Annotated in this window: 9 protein-coding genes and 1 pseudogene; 8 read left to right on the top strand and 2 right to left on the bottom strand. The window is 72.0% G+C overall.

The window, feature by feature from the left end:
• The 7 genes and pseudogenes from P2P98_RS14640 to P2P98_RS14610 all read left to right on the top strand — a co-directional run.
• A pseudogene (locus P2P98_RS14640) lies at window positions 1–196 on the top strand (hypothetical protein); the annotation flags it as partial.
• 216 nt (window positions 197–412) lie between these two features.
• Entirely contained in the window at window positions 413–1,189 is a 777-nt protein-coding gene (locus tag P2P98_RS14635) for an FHA domain-containing protein (protein WP_275800843.1), read from the top strand.
• Window positions 1,189–1,464, top strand: coding sequence for a hypothetical protein (locus tag P2P98_RS14630; RefSeq protein ID WP_275800842.1), 276 nt, complete (start codon window positions 1,189–1,191; stop codon window positions 1,462–1,464). Before P2P98_RS14635 ends, P2P98_RS14630 begins: the two co-directional genes overlap by 1 nt.
• Window positions 1,461–2,810, top strand: coding sequence for an EsaB/YukD family protein (locus P2P98_RS14625; protein WP_275800841.1), 1,350 nt, complete (start codon window positions 1,461–1,463; stop codon window positions 2,808–2,810). The genes P2P98_RS14630 and P2P98_RS14625 overlap by 4 nt, the downstream gene beginning before the upstream one ends.
• Window positions 2,807–3,601, top strand: a complete 795-nt coding sequence (locus P2P98_RS14620) for a hypothetical protein (RefSeq protein ID WP_275800840.1) — start codon at window positions 2,807–2,809, stop codon at window positions 3,599–3,601. Before P2P98_RS14625 ends, P2P98_RS14620 begins: the two co-directional genes overlap by 4 nt.
• Window positions 3,598–7,893 carry a type VII secretion protein EccCa gene (eccCa, locus tag P2P98_RS14615; RefSeq protein WP_275800839.1) on the top strand — a complete coding sequence of 1,432 codons (4,296 nt, stop codon included), beginning with the start codon at window positions 3,598–3,600 and terminating at the stop codon, window positions 7,891–7,893. The genes P2P98_RS14620 and eccCa overlap by 4 nt, the downstream gene beginning before the upstream one ends.
• A 245-nt stretch (window positions 7,894–8,138) precedes the next feature.
• On the top strand, window positions 8,139–9,308 hold the full coding sequence (locus P2P98_RS14610; protein ID WP_275800838.1) for a Fic/DOC family N-terminal domain-containing protein: 1,170 nt from the start codon (window positions 8,139–8,141) through the stop codon (window positions 9,306–9,308).
• 217 nt (window positions 9,309–9,525) lie between these two features.
• On the opposite strand, the gene P2P98_RS14605 is transcribed toward P2P98_RS14610, so the two are convergent.
• The gene (locus P2P98_RS14605) at window positions 9,526–13,710 is read right to left on the bottom strand and encodes a hypothetical protein (RefSeq protein WP_275800837.1); all 4,185 of its coding nucleotides are present in this window, start codon (window positions 13,708–13,710) and stop codon (window positions 9,526–9,528) included.
• A gap of 703 nt (window positions 13,711–14,413) precedes the next feature.
• Between P2P98_RS14605 and P2P98_RS14600 the strand changes: the two genes are divergently transcribed.
• A complete protein-coding gene (locus tag P2P98_RS14600) occupies window positions 14,414–15,745 on the top strand; it encodes a hypothetical protein (RefSeq protein WP_275800836.1) in 1,332 nt (443 codons plus the stop codon).
• Window positions 15,746–15,814: 69 nt separating this feature from the next.
• Here the strand turns inward: P2P98_RS14600 and P2P98_RS14595 are convergent, their stop codons facing one another.
• The gene (locus P2P98_RS14595) at window positions 15,815–16,201 is read right to left on the bottom strand and encodes a helix-turn-helix domain-containing protein (protein WP_275800835.1); all 387 of its coding nucleotides are present in this window, start codon (window positions 16,199–16,201) and stop codon (window positions 15,815–15,817) included.
• Window positions 16,202–16,514: the final 313 nt, after the last annotated feature.

Raw genomic sequence — 16,514 nt, 5'->3', positions numbered from 1 at the left:
CGTGCAGGCGGCGATGGCCGACTACGCCGCCGACGGGGTGTCCGAGGACTACCACGGCAAGGAGGTGCGCTGGAAGAACGCCGCCGCCGAGGTGCGTGGCATCATCCAGACCCTGCGCTCGTCCCTCGAGCGCAACGATGAGGCCGCACAGACGGCTCTGGGCAAGGCTCGCGCCGCCGTCGAGTCGATCGGCTGACACGCGACAGAACGGCGTCGGGCGTTCGCGTCCGACGCCGCCGCCGTTTCACGGGGGTTCCCGGACCCGTCCGTAAAACGGGGCGAGATGCGCCACGGATCGCGCTCCCGAGATGTAGAAAAGACGCCCCTCAGGGGAAGACTTCCCGCGTGATCAAGCCCGCGGGGCCGGGAAAGACGCATGAAGAAGGTATTGGTCGGTGTCCAGGGAGGCGGCATGACCACGAACGAGGCGCTGCGCCTCGCCGACGTCGACCCGCTCGTGTTCACGCAGCGGGCGCACGCGGGGCAGCTCATCGGCGCGGTGGCGCTCGACGTCGTAATGCCCCTCGCCGTCTTGGCCGCGGGCATCGCCGTCGCGATCGCCGGTCTGCCCGTCGTGGGGGCGATCCTCATCGCCGTTGCACTCGTCCTGCTCGGGGTCGCGGTCTGGCTGCTCGGCCGCACCGGGCGCACGCTCGGGGCGGCGACCGTCGACATCCGCATCGTCCGCCGGTCGACGGGAGCGGCGGCCGGATCTCGCCCCCTCCTCGCGCTCGTCAGCGGAGCTCTGGGAGCCTACGATCTCCGGCGCGGCCGCGACCCGTTCGCCCCCGCCATCGCCGCGTTCGCGTTCCCCGACGACGGCGGTGGGGCCCCGGCATCCGTCCGTCCGCGACGCGGGATGGTTCCCACCCTCGCTCTCGATTCGGGCGAACGCCTCTCGCTCGATGCGGCGCTCGTGCTCGGCCGCGATCCGGTCGCTCCGCCCGATGCCCCCGCGCAGGTGTACCGGTGGGCCGACATGTCCCGCACGCTGTCGAAGTCGCACGTGCGCCTCGAGTGGGACGGTCGGCAGGTGTGGGTCACCGACCTCGGTTCGACCAACGGCACGCTCGTACGCGGCGCCGGAGCATCGACGCCGCTCCTCGCGCACCAGCGCACGCCCGTGCCCGGGAACGTGACGCTGGAGATCGGCGATCGCGTGTTGACCATCCGAGAGGCAGGCCGCTGATGCCCGACCAACGCGACGCGGTGCTCATCGAGCAGGCGAAGATCCAGCGCATGCGTCTGGGGTCGGCCCTGCTCTACGGCCACATCGGCGAGCGCCGCACCGTCAACGATCACGCGAAGCGCCTGATGGGCACGATCGTCATCGCCGCCGTCGCGTGCGCCGCATGCGTTGGGGTGTCGTTCGTCTCTCAGCTGCTGAGCGAGCGAGCGGAGACCTCGTCGACCGTGCAGACCCCGTCGACCGTCCCCACCCCGACCGGAGCCCAGACCCCGTGAGCATCTACACCCGCGTGACCGTGGCGGGCGCGCAGCGCCGTGTCGAGGTCGTCGTCCCCCGCACCGAGCCTCTCGGCGCGGCTCTCCCGCGCCTCATCGACCTGCTCGGCGAGACCGCGGGAACCGTGGCGCGACCGCTCGCGGTCGTCGCGCCGGACGGTGAGCAGATCGATATCGCCCTGACCCCGCAGCAGCTCGACCTCGTCGACGGCTCGCTCGTGCGCCTCGTGCGACTGGATGCCGCGCCCCCGCCTCCCGTCGTGATCGACGTCACCGACGCCGCCGCCGACGCGCACGACGCGCGGCCCGACCGGTGGGACGGCCGCTCACGCGCGATCGCGGGCTCCGTCGGGATCGCGGTGGCCTTCGCCCTGGCCGGATGGACGGCGCCCTGGAGCGCGCCGGCCGTCGGCGCGTTCAGCCTGCTCGGGGCCGCGCTGTTCCTGCTCGGGGTGACGATCGCGCTCGGTCTCGGCGGTCTCCGCCGACTGTCGGTGTGCGTGGCGGCGGCTGCCGCGGGACTCGTTCTACCGGTGGGCACCGCGACCTCCGCCGCGATCGCGGGCGCTGGATACCCGGCCACCGCCACCCTCGTCGCCGGAATCGCCGCGGCGATCGCGGTCGGCTCGACCGCCGTCGTACTGGCCGTGGGAGTCGCTCATCGTCGACGGGGAGCGGCTGCCGGAGGCGCCGTGGGCGCCGTCCTTGCCTCGCTGCTCCTCGGTCTGGTGCTCGCGCGGGTCGACGTGGTCTCGGCAGCAGCGATCACGGGCGTCGTGGCGGCCTTCGCGACGGGCCCGCTGCCCTGGATCGCGCTGGGAGCAGCCGGCCTCACCGACCTCGATCAGCGCGCCGCCGAGGGATCGCCGCCCAGCCGCCGCCGCACCTTCGCGGCGATCGACGAGGCCTACGCGGCGCTCACGTGGAGCGTGGCGGCCACCGCGTCGATCATCGGCGTGACGGGCGTGGTCCTCGCCCTCTCCGGCACGATCTGGACCGAGCTGCTCGCGCTCGCCCTGTTCCTCGTCGCCGCGCTGCGCACGCGCGCCTTCCCCCTCCGCTCGCACGGCTGGCTCCTGTGGGCGGCGGGCGGCGCCATCGCGGCGGCAATACTTCTGGTGCTGCTGTCCGGGGATCGAGCGTGGATCGGCACCGTCGTGGCCGTCGGGGGAGCCGCGATCATCGCGGCAGCGGTGCTCGTCCGCCCCCGCGCGCACGTCCGCGCACGCCTCCGCGGAGTGGGCAACATCATCGAGTCGCTCGCGGTCCTCTCCCTGCTCCCCCTGCTCGTCGGAGCCCTCGGCGTGTACGCCGATCTGCTGGCGATGTTCGGCGGTCGGCCGTGACCGTGCTCGACGCCCGCGCCGTCGCCGCCGCCGTGTTCGGCAGCGGCGCCAACGGGCGTATCGAACTGACCGCCTGGGATGCCGCGATCCGCGGCAGTCTGTCGACCACGCGTCGCATCGGGGTGCTGTCCCTGTCGCCCGGGGCCGGGACGAGCACGGTCGCCCACCAGCTCACGCGGGCCGTCGCCGCGCGGCGGAGCGCCCCCGTGCTCGCGGTGGACGTCTCGTCCGGTGACGACGGACTCGGCGCACGCCTCGGCGCCGCGCCCGTCGGTCCCAATGAGACGCGCGCGGGAGCGCGCACCACCGCCGAGGCGTTGTCCGGACTCGAGGTCGCCGACGGGGTGGTCGCGCTGCGCCCGCGCGACAGCACGGACGCGGTCGGCACCTGGCTCGGTGAGGCCGCCCCCATCACCCGCTTCTTCGACGTCGCGATCACGGACTTCGGGGTTCGGCATCCGCTCGTCGACCTCGCCGCGTGCGCCGCGCTGTGCGACGTCGTGTGCCTCGTCAGCGACGGACGTCGGTCGCCGGTCGAGCACGCGCGGTCCGTGGTGACCGCGATCGCCGGCCTCCCGGAGGCGCCGACAGTCGTGCTGGCGCTCGTCAACCACGCCCGCGAGGGCGACGCCGTGGCCCGCGCCGTCGCCACAGGAACGCCGCATCCCGTGATCGCCGTACCGTTCGACCCGGGCCTGCGAGCGGGTGGCGCCGCACGCCGCTCGCTGACGCACCGCGCCCTCGTGCGACTGGCCGCTGCCCTGGTGCGCGCCGAGGGGGCGGCCGCGTGAACGTCCGGATCGTGCACCGCCCGGCGCGGATCAGCGAGCCCGTGGTGCCCGCCGACGACGTCGTGCTCGCGCCGCCCCCGCCGGTCGGCGAAGGGCCGACCGGCTTCCCGCTGCAGTCTCTCCTGCCGATCGTCGGGAGTCTGTCGTCGATCACCATGATCGTGCTGCTGCGCAACAACCCGCTCATGGTCGTGGTCGGTGCCGTCATCCTCGTCGTCGCGCTCGTCGGCGGTCTGGGCCTGGCCTTCACGCAGCGGGGCAACGCCGCGCGCCAGCGGCGTGTGCAGCGCGAGCGCTATCTCGACTACCTCGAGGAGACGCGCGAGACGGTGCGGGAACGGGCCGACCGCCAACGCGACGCGGCCTTGGCCCTCAACCCCGCCCCCGGCACTCTCGTCGAGATCGGAGCGGATCCGGCGCGGCGCTGGGAACGACGCCCCGGCGACGCCGACTTCCTGCGCGTGCGAATCGGAACGGGCGACCTCCGGGCTGTCGAGGTGGCCCTGCCCGCCGAACAGAACCCGGTGCAGCCCTTCGACCCGGTCATGCGCGAGTCGGCGGAACGGATGGTCCGCCTCGCGGGGGTCGCCCAGGGGATGCCCGCCACCGTCGACCTGGAGGGCGGAGGACACGTGTCGATCGTCGGCGACCGAACCGACACCCTGCCCGTCGCGCGCGCCCTCGTGGCCCAGATCGCCGCGTTCCATTCGCCCGATGACGTGCACATCGCGGCCGTCGTCGCGCCGCACCGGCTGGACGATTGGCGCGGACTCGACCTCGTCCCCCACCTGTCGTCGGACGCTGCTCCGACCGGAGCCGTCGCCGCGCGGCGCCTCGCTCCCCGTCTCGACGACCTCCTCTCACTCCTGAGCGCCGAACTCCGCGACCGCGTCGCGACCGCCGCCGCCTCCCGGCGCGCGGGGCGTCGCACGAAGCCGGGCCGCCTGATCGTCGTCATCGACGAGGGCGACGGCGCGGCGAGCACCGTGCCCCGTCTGGACGCAGCGCTGAGTCTGGCCGACCTCGGCATCACCGTCGTCCACGTGGTGGACGACAGGCTGAAGGAACCCCCCACCGTCGGGGTGCGCGTAACCGTCGCGGAAGGCATCGCCACGATCGAGACACCGGGTTCGGGTGAGGCCCCGGCAACCGGCATCCGGATCGACCCGGTCTCGAGCGAGGCGCTCGAGGTGATCGCGCGCCCGCTCACGGGGCTCCGCCTCACCCGCACCTCCGCCGAAGACGCCGGCACCTCTCTCGCCCCCGATGTCACGCAGCTTCTGGGCGTGGACGACGTGGATGCCATCGACGTGAAGGCCTCGTGGCGGGTGCGCAGCGCCGCGGAGTTCCTTCGCGTGCCCATCGGCGTCGACGACCGGGGCGGCCCGGTGCTGCTCGACCTCAAGGAGTCGGCGCAGCTCGGGATGGGTCCGCACGGGATCTGCATCGGCGCGACCGGCTCGGGAAAGAGCGAGCTCCTGCGCACGCTCATCCTCGGGCTCGCCCTGACCCACTCGCCCGACGACCTCAGCATGATCCTCGTCGACTACAAGGGGGGCGCGGCGTTCGCGCCGTTCTCGCGGCTCCCGCACGTCGCGGGCATCATCGACAACCTCGCCGACGACCCGCAGCTGACCGAGCGCGCTCGGTCGAGCATCCAGGGCGAGGTCGTGCGTCGGCAGCGCCTGTTGAAGGATGCCCGGAACGCGGCATCCATCGGTCACTATCGCCAGATGCGTCGCGAGCGACCCGACCTGCCCGCGCTGCCACACCTCTTCCTCGTCATCGACGAGTTCGGCGAGCTGCTGACCGCCGAGCCCGACTTCGTCGAACTTCTGCTGACGATCGGGCGCATCGGCCGCTCGATCGGTGTGCACCTGCTGCTCTCGAGCCAGCGCATCGAGGGTGGCCGCCTCCGCGGTCTCGACACGTACCTCTCGTACCGCATCGGTTTGCGCACCTTCTCGGAGGCCGAGTCGGCCGTCGTGCTCGACACCCCGGATGCCTTCCACCTCCCCGCCATCCCCGGTTTCGGCTACCTGAAGGTCGACACCTCGGTCTACACCCGCTTCCGCGCCGGTTACGTCTCGGGACCGGTTCCCGACCCCGTCGAGGCCGGACCGCGGCACGACGACGCCCCGCCGGTCCTGCCGCTTCCCGCCTACGACCTCCCCGCGCACGAGGTCGAGGCCGAGGAGTTCGACAGCGCCGAGCCCGAGACCCCGACCACCGGCCGCACGCTCGTGCAAGCGGCGACCCAGCGTCTCGCCCGCGGCGTCACCCGCACGCGGCCGGTCTGGCTGCCGCCGCTGCCGCCCATTCTCACGCTCGGCGGCGTGCTGCCGCAGGCCGACGGCGCCGGGACGCTCCGTGCCCCGATGGGCCTCCTCGACAACCCCTCCACGCAGACGCAGTCGCCGTGGATGCTCGACCTCACCCGTTCCGGCGGACACGTGTCGATCACCGGAGCACCTCAGTCGGGACGCTCGATGTTCCTGCGCACCCTCGCGGCGTCGCTGTCGTTCACGCACTCGCCGCGCCAGGTCAGCATCTACGGCATGGACCTCACCGGCGGCGGCCTCGCCCGCATCGAGCCGTTCCCGCACGTCGGCGGTGTCGCCACGCGCGGGCACCGCGAGCGCCTCACGCGACTGCTCGAGGAGCTCACCGCGATGCTCGCGACGCGCGAGCGCGTCTTCCGCGACCACGGTCTCGACTCTCTCGCCGACATGCGCCGCCAGCACGCACAAGGGCGTCTGCCCGAGCTGCCGAGCGCCGACGTCGTTCTGCTCGTCGACGGGCTCGGGGCGCTGCGCCAAGACTTCGACGACCTCGAGGCGCCGCTCGCCCAGCTTCTGGAGCGGGGCGGGAGCTTCGGCATCCATGTCGTCGTCGCCCTCTCGCGCTGGAACGAGCTGCGGATGAACCTCCAGGGCCTCATCGGCACGCGCCTGGAACTGAAGCTCAACGATCCCGCCGATTCGCAGATCGCGCGCAAGCTCTCGACGACCCTCAAGGCCGACCAGCCGGGCCGCGTGCTCACCGACGACAAGCTGTTCGCGCAGATCGCCCTCCCCCTCCTCGAAGAGGTCGACGACGGCGACACCGGCGAGGCGCTCGAACAGCTCGCGCGCGAGAGTGCGGCGCGCTGGGGCGGTCAGGGGGCGGCGCCGATCCGCCTGCTGCCCGAAGAACTGTCGGCGGCCGAGCTGCCCGATGCGATCGACGAACCGGATGCCGTGCCCCTGGGGCTCCGCCAAGACACGATGCAGCCCGTGCTCCTCGATGTCGTCACGCGCGACCCGCACCTGCTCGTGCTGGGCGACAGCCACTGCGGCAAGACCACCGCCCTCCGCGGGATCGTGCGCGGCACGATCGACCGGCACACCCCGGAAGAGCTCGTCGTTGCGCTCATGGACGCGCGCGGGGAGCTGGTGTCGGAGGTGTCGGACGCGTACCTCGGCGGACACGCGTCGTCGGGACGACAAGCGCGCCTGCTCGCCGAGTCGATCGCCGTCGAGCTCGAGAAACGCCAGAGCGACCGCGACTCGGGCCCGCGGATCCTGGTGATCGCCGACGACTTCGACATCCTCTCCGCCGGCGGCACCGAGCCCCTGCGCCCGTTGCTGCCCTACCTCGCCTCGGCTCGCGATCTGCGCCTGAACGTCGTGGTCAGCCGGCCGGTGGCCGGCGCCGCGCGCGCGATGTTCGATGCGGCGCTGCAGGGCATCCGCGACACCGGAGGCACGGCTCTGATCATGTCAGGCGACCGTTCCGAGGGCGCGATCCTGCCGAAGCTCTACGCGGAGCCCATGATCGCCGGCCGCGGCCGCCTCGCGCGGCGCGGCGAGCGGCCGACGCTGGTGCAGGTGGCGAACTTCGTCGCCGGGGAAGGGGCGGCGGCGGATGCGCGCGCGGGTGTCGCGGCGGGTGGGACGGCGGGTGGGACGGCGGGTGGGACGGCAGGGGCGGCCGCGGGTGCGACGGCGGGCGCGGCGACGGGTGCGACGGCGGGTGGCTCAACGGTGACGGGCGGCGCGGCGGCGGGCGGCGAGACAGCAGACGTTCATGACGCGGCAGCGGGCGGTGCCGCCGCGCGGGCTGACGATGCGGCGGTGGGCGGCGACACCGCCGACCTCGGCGACGAGGCGATCGTCGGCGACACCGCGGTGAAGTCGCGGGCCGACGGGGGTCGGCGCGCCGAGGGCACGGCATCCGGTCCCCGTCCTGCCGGGACGGACGCCGAGGATCCGCCGCTGACGCGACGCAGAAGAGCCAACCGCGCGCCGTAGTCCTCGGTGCCGGCGGATGATGGCGGCGGAGGCGAGACATGCGGCCCACCTCTGCGCGCACGGGAGTTGGCCTCGTCGTTTCTTCCAAACTGGTCGACGCGAGAAACGACCGCGTCGCGCGGAGGAGGACCGACGCTCCAACCGACGTTCAAGTCACTTGGAGCGTCAGGCTCACGCTCCAACTCGAGTTACAACCGCGCCATGACGCTCCAACTGAAACGCCCAGTTAGTTGTAGCGTGGATGCATGGATGCAACCCGATTTGTCGACTCCGCATTCGGATACGCCACGCGCGAGCCCGGCAAGAAGGATGCGTTCGTCTATTACCTCCCCAGGCCCATCCCGCGCCAATTGAACCTGTCGAGCGTGGTCGTCGCCGCACTCTCCGAAGCGGACGCGGCTCTCGGACATCTGCAGGGACTGGGCATGCTCATCACCGACCCGAGCCTGCTCATCGGCCCGTACCTTCGGCGTGAGGCGCTCGCGAGCTCTCGAATAGAGGGCACCCAAGCATCGCTATCCGAGGTGTTCCAAGCAGAGATCGACACCGACGCGCGCAACGACGACACCGCCGAAGTCCACCGCTATCTTCAGGCGACGCATCAGGCCTACACGTTGGCAGCAACGTTGCCGATCACCCAGAGACTGATCCTTCAGGTCCACGAAACCCTCTTGACTGGGGTGCGGGGCGAGGAGAAATCGCCTGGGGAGTTCCGACGCTCCCCCGTCTGGGTGGGCCGCGCTGGCGCTACGCCGACGTCCGCAACATTCGTACCGCCGCTCCCCCAACACCTGGGCGACCTCCTCGCGGATTGGGAGCGGTTCGTCAACGACGACGGTCGCGCCCTGCCGGCGCTCGTGCAGGCCGGGCTCATGCACTACCAGTTCGAGACGATCCACCCGTTCCTCGACGGCAACGGCCGAATCGGGCGGCTGCTCATCAACCTCCTTCTCATGGAACGCAAGCGCCTTCCCCTGCCGCTGCTATACCTCTCGAACTACTTCGAAACCCACCGGGAGGAGTACTACGAGCGGCTTCAGGCCGTGCGTGAGAAAGCCGACATCGAGGGATGGCTCACGTTCTTCCTCGAGGCCGTTCGCGCACAAGCTGACGACGCCGTCGACCGCTCCCGCAGGCTGATTTCCATTCGCGAGCGATATCACTCGGAAGCCATCAAGGAGCGTTCGAACCTGCCGCGGCTCGTCGACATCATCGTTCGGAACCCGTTCGTTACGGTCAAGTCAGTCGAAGACGAGCTCCAGATGACCAACCAAGGAACACGCCTGCTCATCAAGAACGCTGAGAAGCGAGGCTGGCTCCGCTCCCTAGGAACGCACGGCAGGGGCGGGCGCGAACGATGGTACGCGCCCGCGATCTTCGAGGTCATCGACATGCCGATGGGCTACGAGGGCTGACGGGCAACGCGAGGACGCTCCTTCGAGTTTTCGGTTACCGTCAGTGGGCCTCCGACACGCGCAGAATCGGAGATGAGCGTCAGATTCGGACCTGCCCGGTGCATCGATCCGAATCTGCTGCTCATCTCCGAATCTGGTCCGCCGCCTCGGCGCTGAGCGGCCGCGCCACCTCAGCGCAGCGCCGCCGCGCCACCTCAGCGCAGCGCCGCATCGCGCGTCAGCGCAGCGCGCGAATCGCGAGGGCCGCGGCCTTCACCTCGCGGATGCGGCGCTCGTATGTGGCCGCGACGATGATGAGGAGCACACCCGCGATCCCGAGCCAGAGCCACCACAGGCCCGACACGCTCTCGTAGATCGACGCGATCCAGGGCCAGAGCTGGGCGACGGCGTGCACGATCAGCACGACACCGCCGAGCAGCACCGGGGCCTGCAACCTGAAGCGCGCACCGACCAACAGCACGGCGAGGGCGACCACGCCGAGCCCGATCACGCGCCAGAGCACGTTGTCGCCGACGAAGTCGAACAGCAGCGACGGGATGAGCAGCAGCGCCAGCCCCACGCCGAGGGCCGGCCAGCTGCGCAGCTCGGGACGGGCGCGGAGAGAGCGGATGCCGTGCCACACGAGCACGGCCGCGATCGGCGCTGTCACGAGTTCGACCGGATCACCGGACCCCGTGGCGAGGGCGACCGCTCCCACCGCAGCCGCGACGCCCACGCTGGCCCAGAACACGAGCGAGCGGTGCACGCCGCTCCAGAGAATCGCGACGGCGAGGATCGCGAGGATCGTCAGCGCGGCGCGAAGACTCTCGTCACCCGTGGCCGTGAGCCGCAGCGCGGAGAGGACCCCCGCGAATCCCAGCGCCGTCAGCGCGGCCGACGGAGAAGCGAACGCCGGGACGGCGTCGCCCCGACGCTGCAGAAGAACCGCGACCACCACGAGGGGGACCGCCACCGCGAGCATCCACGCGTCGAAGGCGGGCCGGTCGAGGTCGACGACCCCGCGCACGCCGCCCGCGACGACGAGAGCCAGAGCCGCCACACCGAGCGTCGGCAGGACCAGCGGACGCAGCACGTCGCGCGTCACGAGCGCCGCCACGAGCAGAAGAACGACAGCGGCGGCGAGGACCGAGATCGCTCGAGGGAGCTCGTCGGTGACGAGGGCCGCAGAGGGGAGGAGCGCCACGGCGAGCCCGAGGCTCGCGAGACCCGTGGCCACCGGAGAGAGAGGCCGAGCGCGCAGCGCCGCTGCGGCCGCGACGAGGACGGCCGCGAGGGGAAGCGTCATCCCCTCGACCGGGCGGATGCCCGCGCCGAGGCCGGTCACGGCGACGAGCGCCGCGCCACCGAGGAGGACGGATGCCACCGGGATTCCCGCCAGCGCGTGCCGGACCCGCAGGACCGCGGCGCCGGCAGCACCGAGCACGAGGACCGCCAGAACAGCTCGCACGATCGGGCCGCCATCGACGCCGACGAGCACCGTCTCGCCGATCGCGAGAACGACCGCTGCCGCGATGACCGCCCCTCGACCGAGGGGTAGCGTCCAGGGCTCCGAACGACGCCCGCAGCCCACGGCCGCGGCAGTCAGGGCTGCGGCGACCACGAGCACGAACGCGTCGAGGAGAGGGCCCCCGGATGCACCGCGCTCCGCCGCGTGGAGAAGCTGCGCACCCCCCACGAGAAGCAACGACAGCGCGCCCGCGGCGGCGACCGCGAGCGGGAGCACGTCGGGCGTCCGCGGCGGGCGAACCCAGGAACCGGCGACGAGGATCACCGCACCCAACACACCGGCGACGACCACGCGAACGGTGTCTTCGGCATCCGTCACCGCCGAGGGGACTAGCGCCAGCGCTGTCCCGGCGAAGGCGATCACGGCGGGCGGGGCGACCGAGCGCCCGCCGACGCGGCGACGCGCACGCTCATTCGCGGCGGCCAGCAGCACGAGAGCACCCGCGAGCGGGAGCGTGTACGCCTCGACGGTCTCGACTCCTTCGGACGAGAGCTGCAGCCAGAGCGCGCCCGTCGCGAGCGCGACCGCGAGCCACACGAGATGGCGCCGCACACCCCGCGAGACGAAGAGTCCGTCCGCGTCGACGGACCAGATCAGGGCGGTGATCGCGACGATCAGGAGCGGGAGCCAGAAACCCGCGCGAGGGGCGAATGCCGTCACCGACAGGAGAGCGACCGCGGCGGTTCCGGCGTCGGTGAGGATCCGCGTGCGAACGTCACCGCGCAGGACGACCAGCACGACGGCAGCGGTGAGGAGGCCGACGGACGCGACCGCGACGCTCGCCACCAGCTCGACCGGCTCGAGCGGGCGGATGATCGCAAGAGCCGCCATCGTCGCGAGCAGCGGCCACACGACCGCTGCCCCGGGCCGCAGAGCCGCCCAGGCGCGGCACGCGCGGCCGAGGACGATCCACGCGGCGGCCGCGGTGGCCACGACGCCGACCCCGGTCCACCACGTCGACGCGGCGCGATCGGTGTTGCCGAACACCGCGAAGACCGCCGCCGACAGGAAGACGATCGCGAGTCCCACGGAGGCAGCCGCCTCGCGCTGCCCGGCGTCCCATCCACGCGGAGGCGCGAGCGGACCACTCCAGGGCGCCAGGGCGAGCAGCAGGCAGATCGACGCGACAGACCCGACGGCTTCGAGCGGCCCGAGACCGAGGACCTCGAGACCGAGCCCCTCGAGCACGGCGGCGGGGGCGAGCCACGCGCTGCCTGCCGCGAAAGCGACGAACACCCCGGTCGAGGGCACGCGTACCGCCGGGGTGACGGATGCCAGCATCCAGAGCACGACGAGGAACCCCAGCGTCGCGACGGTCCACGCCAGAGGCGACGAGAACGACAGGACCCAACCGGTCAGGAGCGCGAGGCTCCCCGCCACGGCGGACACCGCGACACCGCCCCGTCGTCGCCGCAGAAGCACCACGCCGGTGATCGCCAGCGCGATGTACCAGAGGACGATCGCGAGGCCGACGCGCCACTGCGGGCCGACGAGGAGCAGGACGCCCGCCGCCGCCCACCACACGACGACACGGCGGCTCGCGCCGCGGCCGGTAAGACGCCACACGAGAGCGGCCAGCACCACCGCGGCGACGAGCGAGATGACCGCGGCCGTGCTCGTGGCATCCACGTCGTTCACGACGAACGCGGATTCGCCGAACAGCGGGAGCAGGCGACGTAGCGGAGCACCCAGCGCCGCGAGCGCCCAGAGGACGGGGGCGACCGCGGCCAGAGCGGCGCCCGCGGCAGCGGTGAGGGCTCCGGCGAGCAGGGCCGTTCGGGCAGCCCCAGCCCCCAGCCGTGCCGCGACGGCCTCAAGGGCGAGCGCGACGACCACCGCGACGAGGAGCGGAACGGTGACGGTGACCGTGGCATCCGCGAGACGGACGACCGTCGTCGCCACCCCGGACCCGAGAGCGAGCACCGCGAACGGCGCCGCCACGGTGGCCACCGGTGCTGCACCGGTGCGCAGGAACGCCCCCGCGTGCACGCCCAGCAGCACCGCGAGGGGTACGCAGGCTGCGACCGGTGTCCACGCGCTCGCGGGGTCGAGGACGAGCGCGGAGACCAGGGCGAGGATCGCGCCGATCCCCGCGAACGCGCGAAGGGCCGTGGTTTCGATCGCGACGGATCCGATGTCGGCCCGGGCCAGCCGCCGCACGAGCGGAGCGGCGAGGGTGAGGACGAGGACCGTCAGTCCGGCGGCGTACCACCCGAGCGTGATGTCGCGGGAGAGCAGACCGGCCACGACGAGAGGCGGACCCACCGCCAGCGACGCGACGCCCGCGGACAGCGGAGCGCGGAGGCCTGCGAGGCGCGCCCAGACGACGAACGCGATGCCGGCGAGAACCGCCGCCCACCCCCAGTAGACGCGCGCATCCGCCCCGGACGCGCCGGCGAGGTCGTTGGCGCGCACGGCCCACACGTCGAGGGCGACGAGGGCGATCCCGAGGAGCGCGATCCCTTCGGCCGTCGCGGTCAGTCGCCGACGGCGAAGAACGGATGCCGTGACGATCACGCCCGCGGTCAGAGCCCCCACGATGATCGAGCGCAGGACGAGACCCCCGCTGACCCAGGCCACCGTGAGGAAGAACGCCGCGGCCACGGCGAGCAGCACGACGCCGACCGAGAGGAGGAAGACCTGCACGCCGGAGCGGCGCGGTTTCGCCGGCTCGTCGGGTTTCGGCGGAGGGAAGGCCGGTCCGCTCGGAGCGACCTCGCTCGGACCGCCCGCGGGCTGATTGGCCCCGGCGTCCGGGAACGGATGCAGCTCGCCCGGAGGGGCGAAACCCGGGGGCGCCGTGAAGGTCGGGGGCACCGCCGCCTGAGCGGCCACCGGCAGCGCAGGCCCGGAGCCCGCGGCGGGCTCGACCGGCGCGGCGTCGGGGACCGGCACCGACGTGCCTTGCTCCTCTGCGGGCTCGAGTGCGCCGGGGGGAGAGATCGGAGCCGCTGGGCCGGAGACCGGGACCGAAGCGGGAGGAACGGGCGTCTCGGCAGCAGCCGGAACCGGCCCTGCAGATGGGACTGCCGATGTCGTGGGCTCGGGAACGGCCGCGCGTGCCCGCGCCGCGGCATCCTCACGAATCAGCCGCAGCGCCTCGTCGCGCGCGTGGACGAGACCGGCGATGTTCTGCGACAACGAGAGGACGTCGAAGGTCCGCGGATCGCTGAGATCGAGTCCGCACGTCGCACAGGGCGACGCCGTGATCGGCGCGAAGCACCATGGGCACCGCGATGTATCGGTCAGTAGTTCGGGCTGCGACGGCCACGCCCTCCCGTGACTGCCCCCGTGCCCTCCCGCGACTTCCGTCATGGTCCCCCCTCGGCGTCGGTCGTTCTCCAGGCTAGCGAAGCGCCCGCGACGAGAGGGGGTTGTCCACAGGCGGGGCACGGATGCCGCGCCGGCACCAGGTGAGCACACAGCGTCGTCGAGGTGAAGGGACTGACCATCCGCTGGCGGAGACCTCCGCGGCCCTTGAGGGGAGCCACCCGGAGGCAGCCCCCTCACCTTCGCGCGGCGCGACCGACCCCAGGCTGCCGCCGCCGCCGATCGCGCGACAATCAGCGGTTCCCGCTGCCCGATGAAAGGCCCCGCCATGATCACGCCCGCGGATCCGTCACCGCTCCTCCCTCCCGACGTCGATCGTCGCTCCGTCCTGGCCGGCGCCGCATGGACGATCCCCGCCATCGCCGCCGCAACGCTCGCGCCCATGGCATCCGCGTCCACGACCACGACCCTCACCTTCGACCAGACCTCCTATAGCGGCACGGTGTGCACCGACATCGTCGGGGCGTCCGTCACGGTCACAGTCGACGGAGTCGCCGGGCCCGGCAAGAGCGTGACCGCCACGACCTCCACCGGCTATCACTTCGCCAACGGGTCGAGCACGTTCACCGGTGTCTCCGACGCGGCCGGTCGTGTCACGCTCCCGCGCATCCGCGTCCAGGCAGGAGGAACGACAGGCACGCTGACGGCGACGGCCCCGGATGCCACGGCCGCCGCCACCCTCACCTCGCCGACGAGCACCGCCACGCAGGGTCTGCACCGCCGCACGTGGATCGACACCGGTGCCGCCTCATCGTCCGGAAGCACGGATGCCACGGTCCCCACCGGGAGCCGCGCCGTCGGCACGCTCGTGACCCTCGACCCGAGCGGCGTGCTCCGGCGCGGGACCTCGACGATCGCCAGCGGCGTCACGTCGGCGTTCGCCGAGCTGGAGAAGAGCAACTACCTCTCGGTGACGTGGGTCGACGCGTCAGGCCTTCATCGCCGTATGTGGACGGACGTCGGCGCGGCGTACCCCGCGGCGAGCGTGGACGTCACCGTCCCCGCGTACAGCGTCGTCGTCGGCACGTTGATCACGATCGACTCGGGCGGCACGCTCCGGAAAGACGTCACGACCATTGCGACCGGGGTCTCGTCCGCCTTCGCCGAGCTCGACAAGAACAATGCGCTGACCCTCACCTGGACCGACGCGACCGGCATGCATCGACGCCTTTGGACGGGCACGGGCCCCTCCCCGGCATCGAACGTCGATGCGAGCGTTCCGGCGGGCAGCATCGCCGTCGGCACGCTCCTCACGCTCGGCCCCGACGCCGTGCTGCGCAGGGTCACGACGTCCGTCGCCACCGGCGTCACCTCGGCGTTCGCCGAGCTCGACAGCGGCAACTACACCAGTGTGACCTGGGTCGACGGGACCGGCATGCACCGTCGGATGTGGACCGACACGGGTTCCGCCTTCCCCGCAGGGAGTGTGGATGCCGCGGTCCCGGCCGACAGCACGGCCGTGGGCACGCTCCTCACGCTCGACGCCTCCGGCACCCTGCGCAAGGGCACGAACACCGTCGCGACGGGTGTCACGTCGGCTCGCGGCGAGATCGACAAGAGCAACTCGACGGTGGTCACGTTCGTCGACGGAACGTGCTGATACGAGGAGGACGGAGGGATAAGGCGAGGTCACCGACGGGGCATTCCACGCACCCTGCGACGCGCCGACTCAGGAGGCCTTGCGCTTCTCGATCTGATGAACGCGTTGCGGGCTGATGCCCAGTACACGCCCCACGTCTGGGGCGGAGTACCTCTGCGCACGAAGTTGCGCGATGACGGCCCGTCGGCGTTCGGCCGCGCGAGCCTGGGCACGTCGCGCCTCGGCCTCTTCCCGACCGGCTGCTGCCCATTCGTCCAGAAGATCTTCCGCACCGTGGACGGTGACCGTGACAGAAACATCGGTGAGCGGAACGTCGAGCCACATCGCCGCCACACCCTGAGCTTCGCTCTCGACCTCACGGAGCGAAGCGGCCTGGCCACCGGTTCCGAGCTCGGGGATCTCGAACACCCACCAGCGCCCTTCGCGCTCCACGGTGACATCGAACCTGCGAACCATGCTTCCTCCCGTCACTTCCATGAGTCGGGGAGCGTCGCTCCCGCCTTCTCCAACATCCGGAGCACACCGGCCGAAACCTCGCGGTGACCCGCGGGAACAACCGCCTTCTGCGAACCGTCGGGTAACCCCCACAGCTCGTGACTTCCCCGTCCATCCCGCAGGTAGACCCAGCCGATGCTTCTCAGGTGTTGCAGCACAACCCGCGTCTTCTGCGCTCTCACTAGAGTAGGAAAGACCCCCCTTACTCCGCAATCAAGGGGGGTCTAGTGAGATTCATCTGCCGCGAGGCGCAAAGTCACCCGCTTTCGCCCCC

Origin of the sequence: Microbacterium sp. Kw_RZR3, assembly GCF_029222405.1 — a bacterium.
Classification (GTDB): domain Bacteria; phylum Actinomycetota; class Actinomycetes; order Actinomycetales; family Microbacteriaceae; genus Microbacterium.
This window is presented reverse-complemented; position numbering and strand designations above follow the sequence as displayed.

Bases quoted from the DNA above. Each gene is read 5' to 3' on its own strand.
- P2P98_RS14635 (WP_275800843.1), top strand. From the start codon at position 413: ATGACCACGAACGAGGCGCTGCGCCTCGCCGACGTCGACCCGCTCGTG.
- P2P98_RS14630 (WP_275800842.1), top strand. From the start codon at position 1,189: ATGCCCGACCAACGCGACGCGGTGCTCATCGAGCAGGCGAAGATCCAG.
- P2P98_RS14610 (WP_275800838.1), top strand. From the start codon at position 8,139: ATGGATGCAACCCGATTTGTCGACTCCGCATTCGGATACGCCACGCGC.
- P2P98_RS14600 (WP_275800836.1), top strand. From the start codon at position 14,414: ATGATCACGCCCGCGGATCCGTCACCGCTCCTCCCTCCCGACGTCGAT.
- P2P98_RS14595 (WP_275800835.1), bottom strand. From the start codon at position 16,201: ATGGTTCGCAGGTTCGATGTCACCGTGGAGCGCGAAGGGCGCTGGTGG.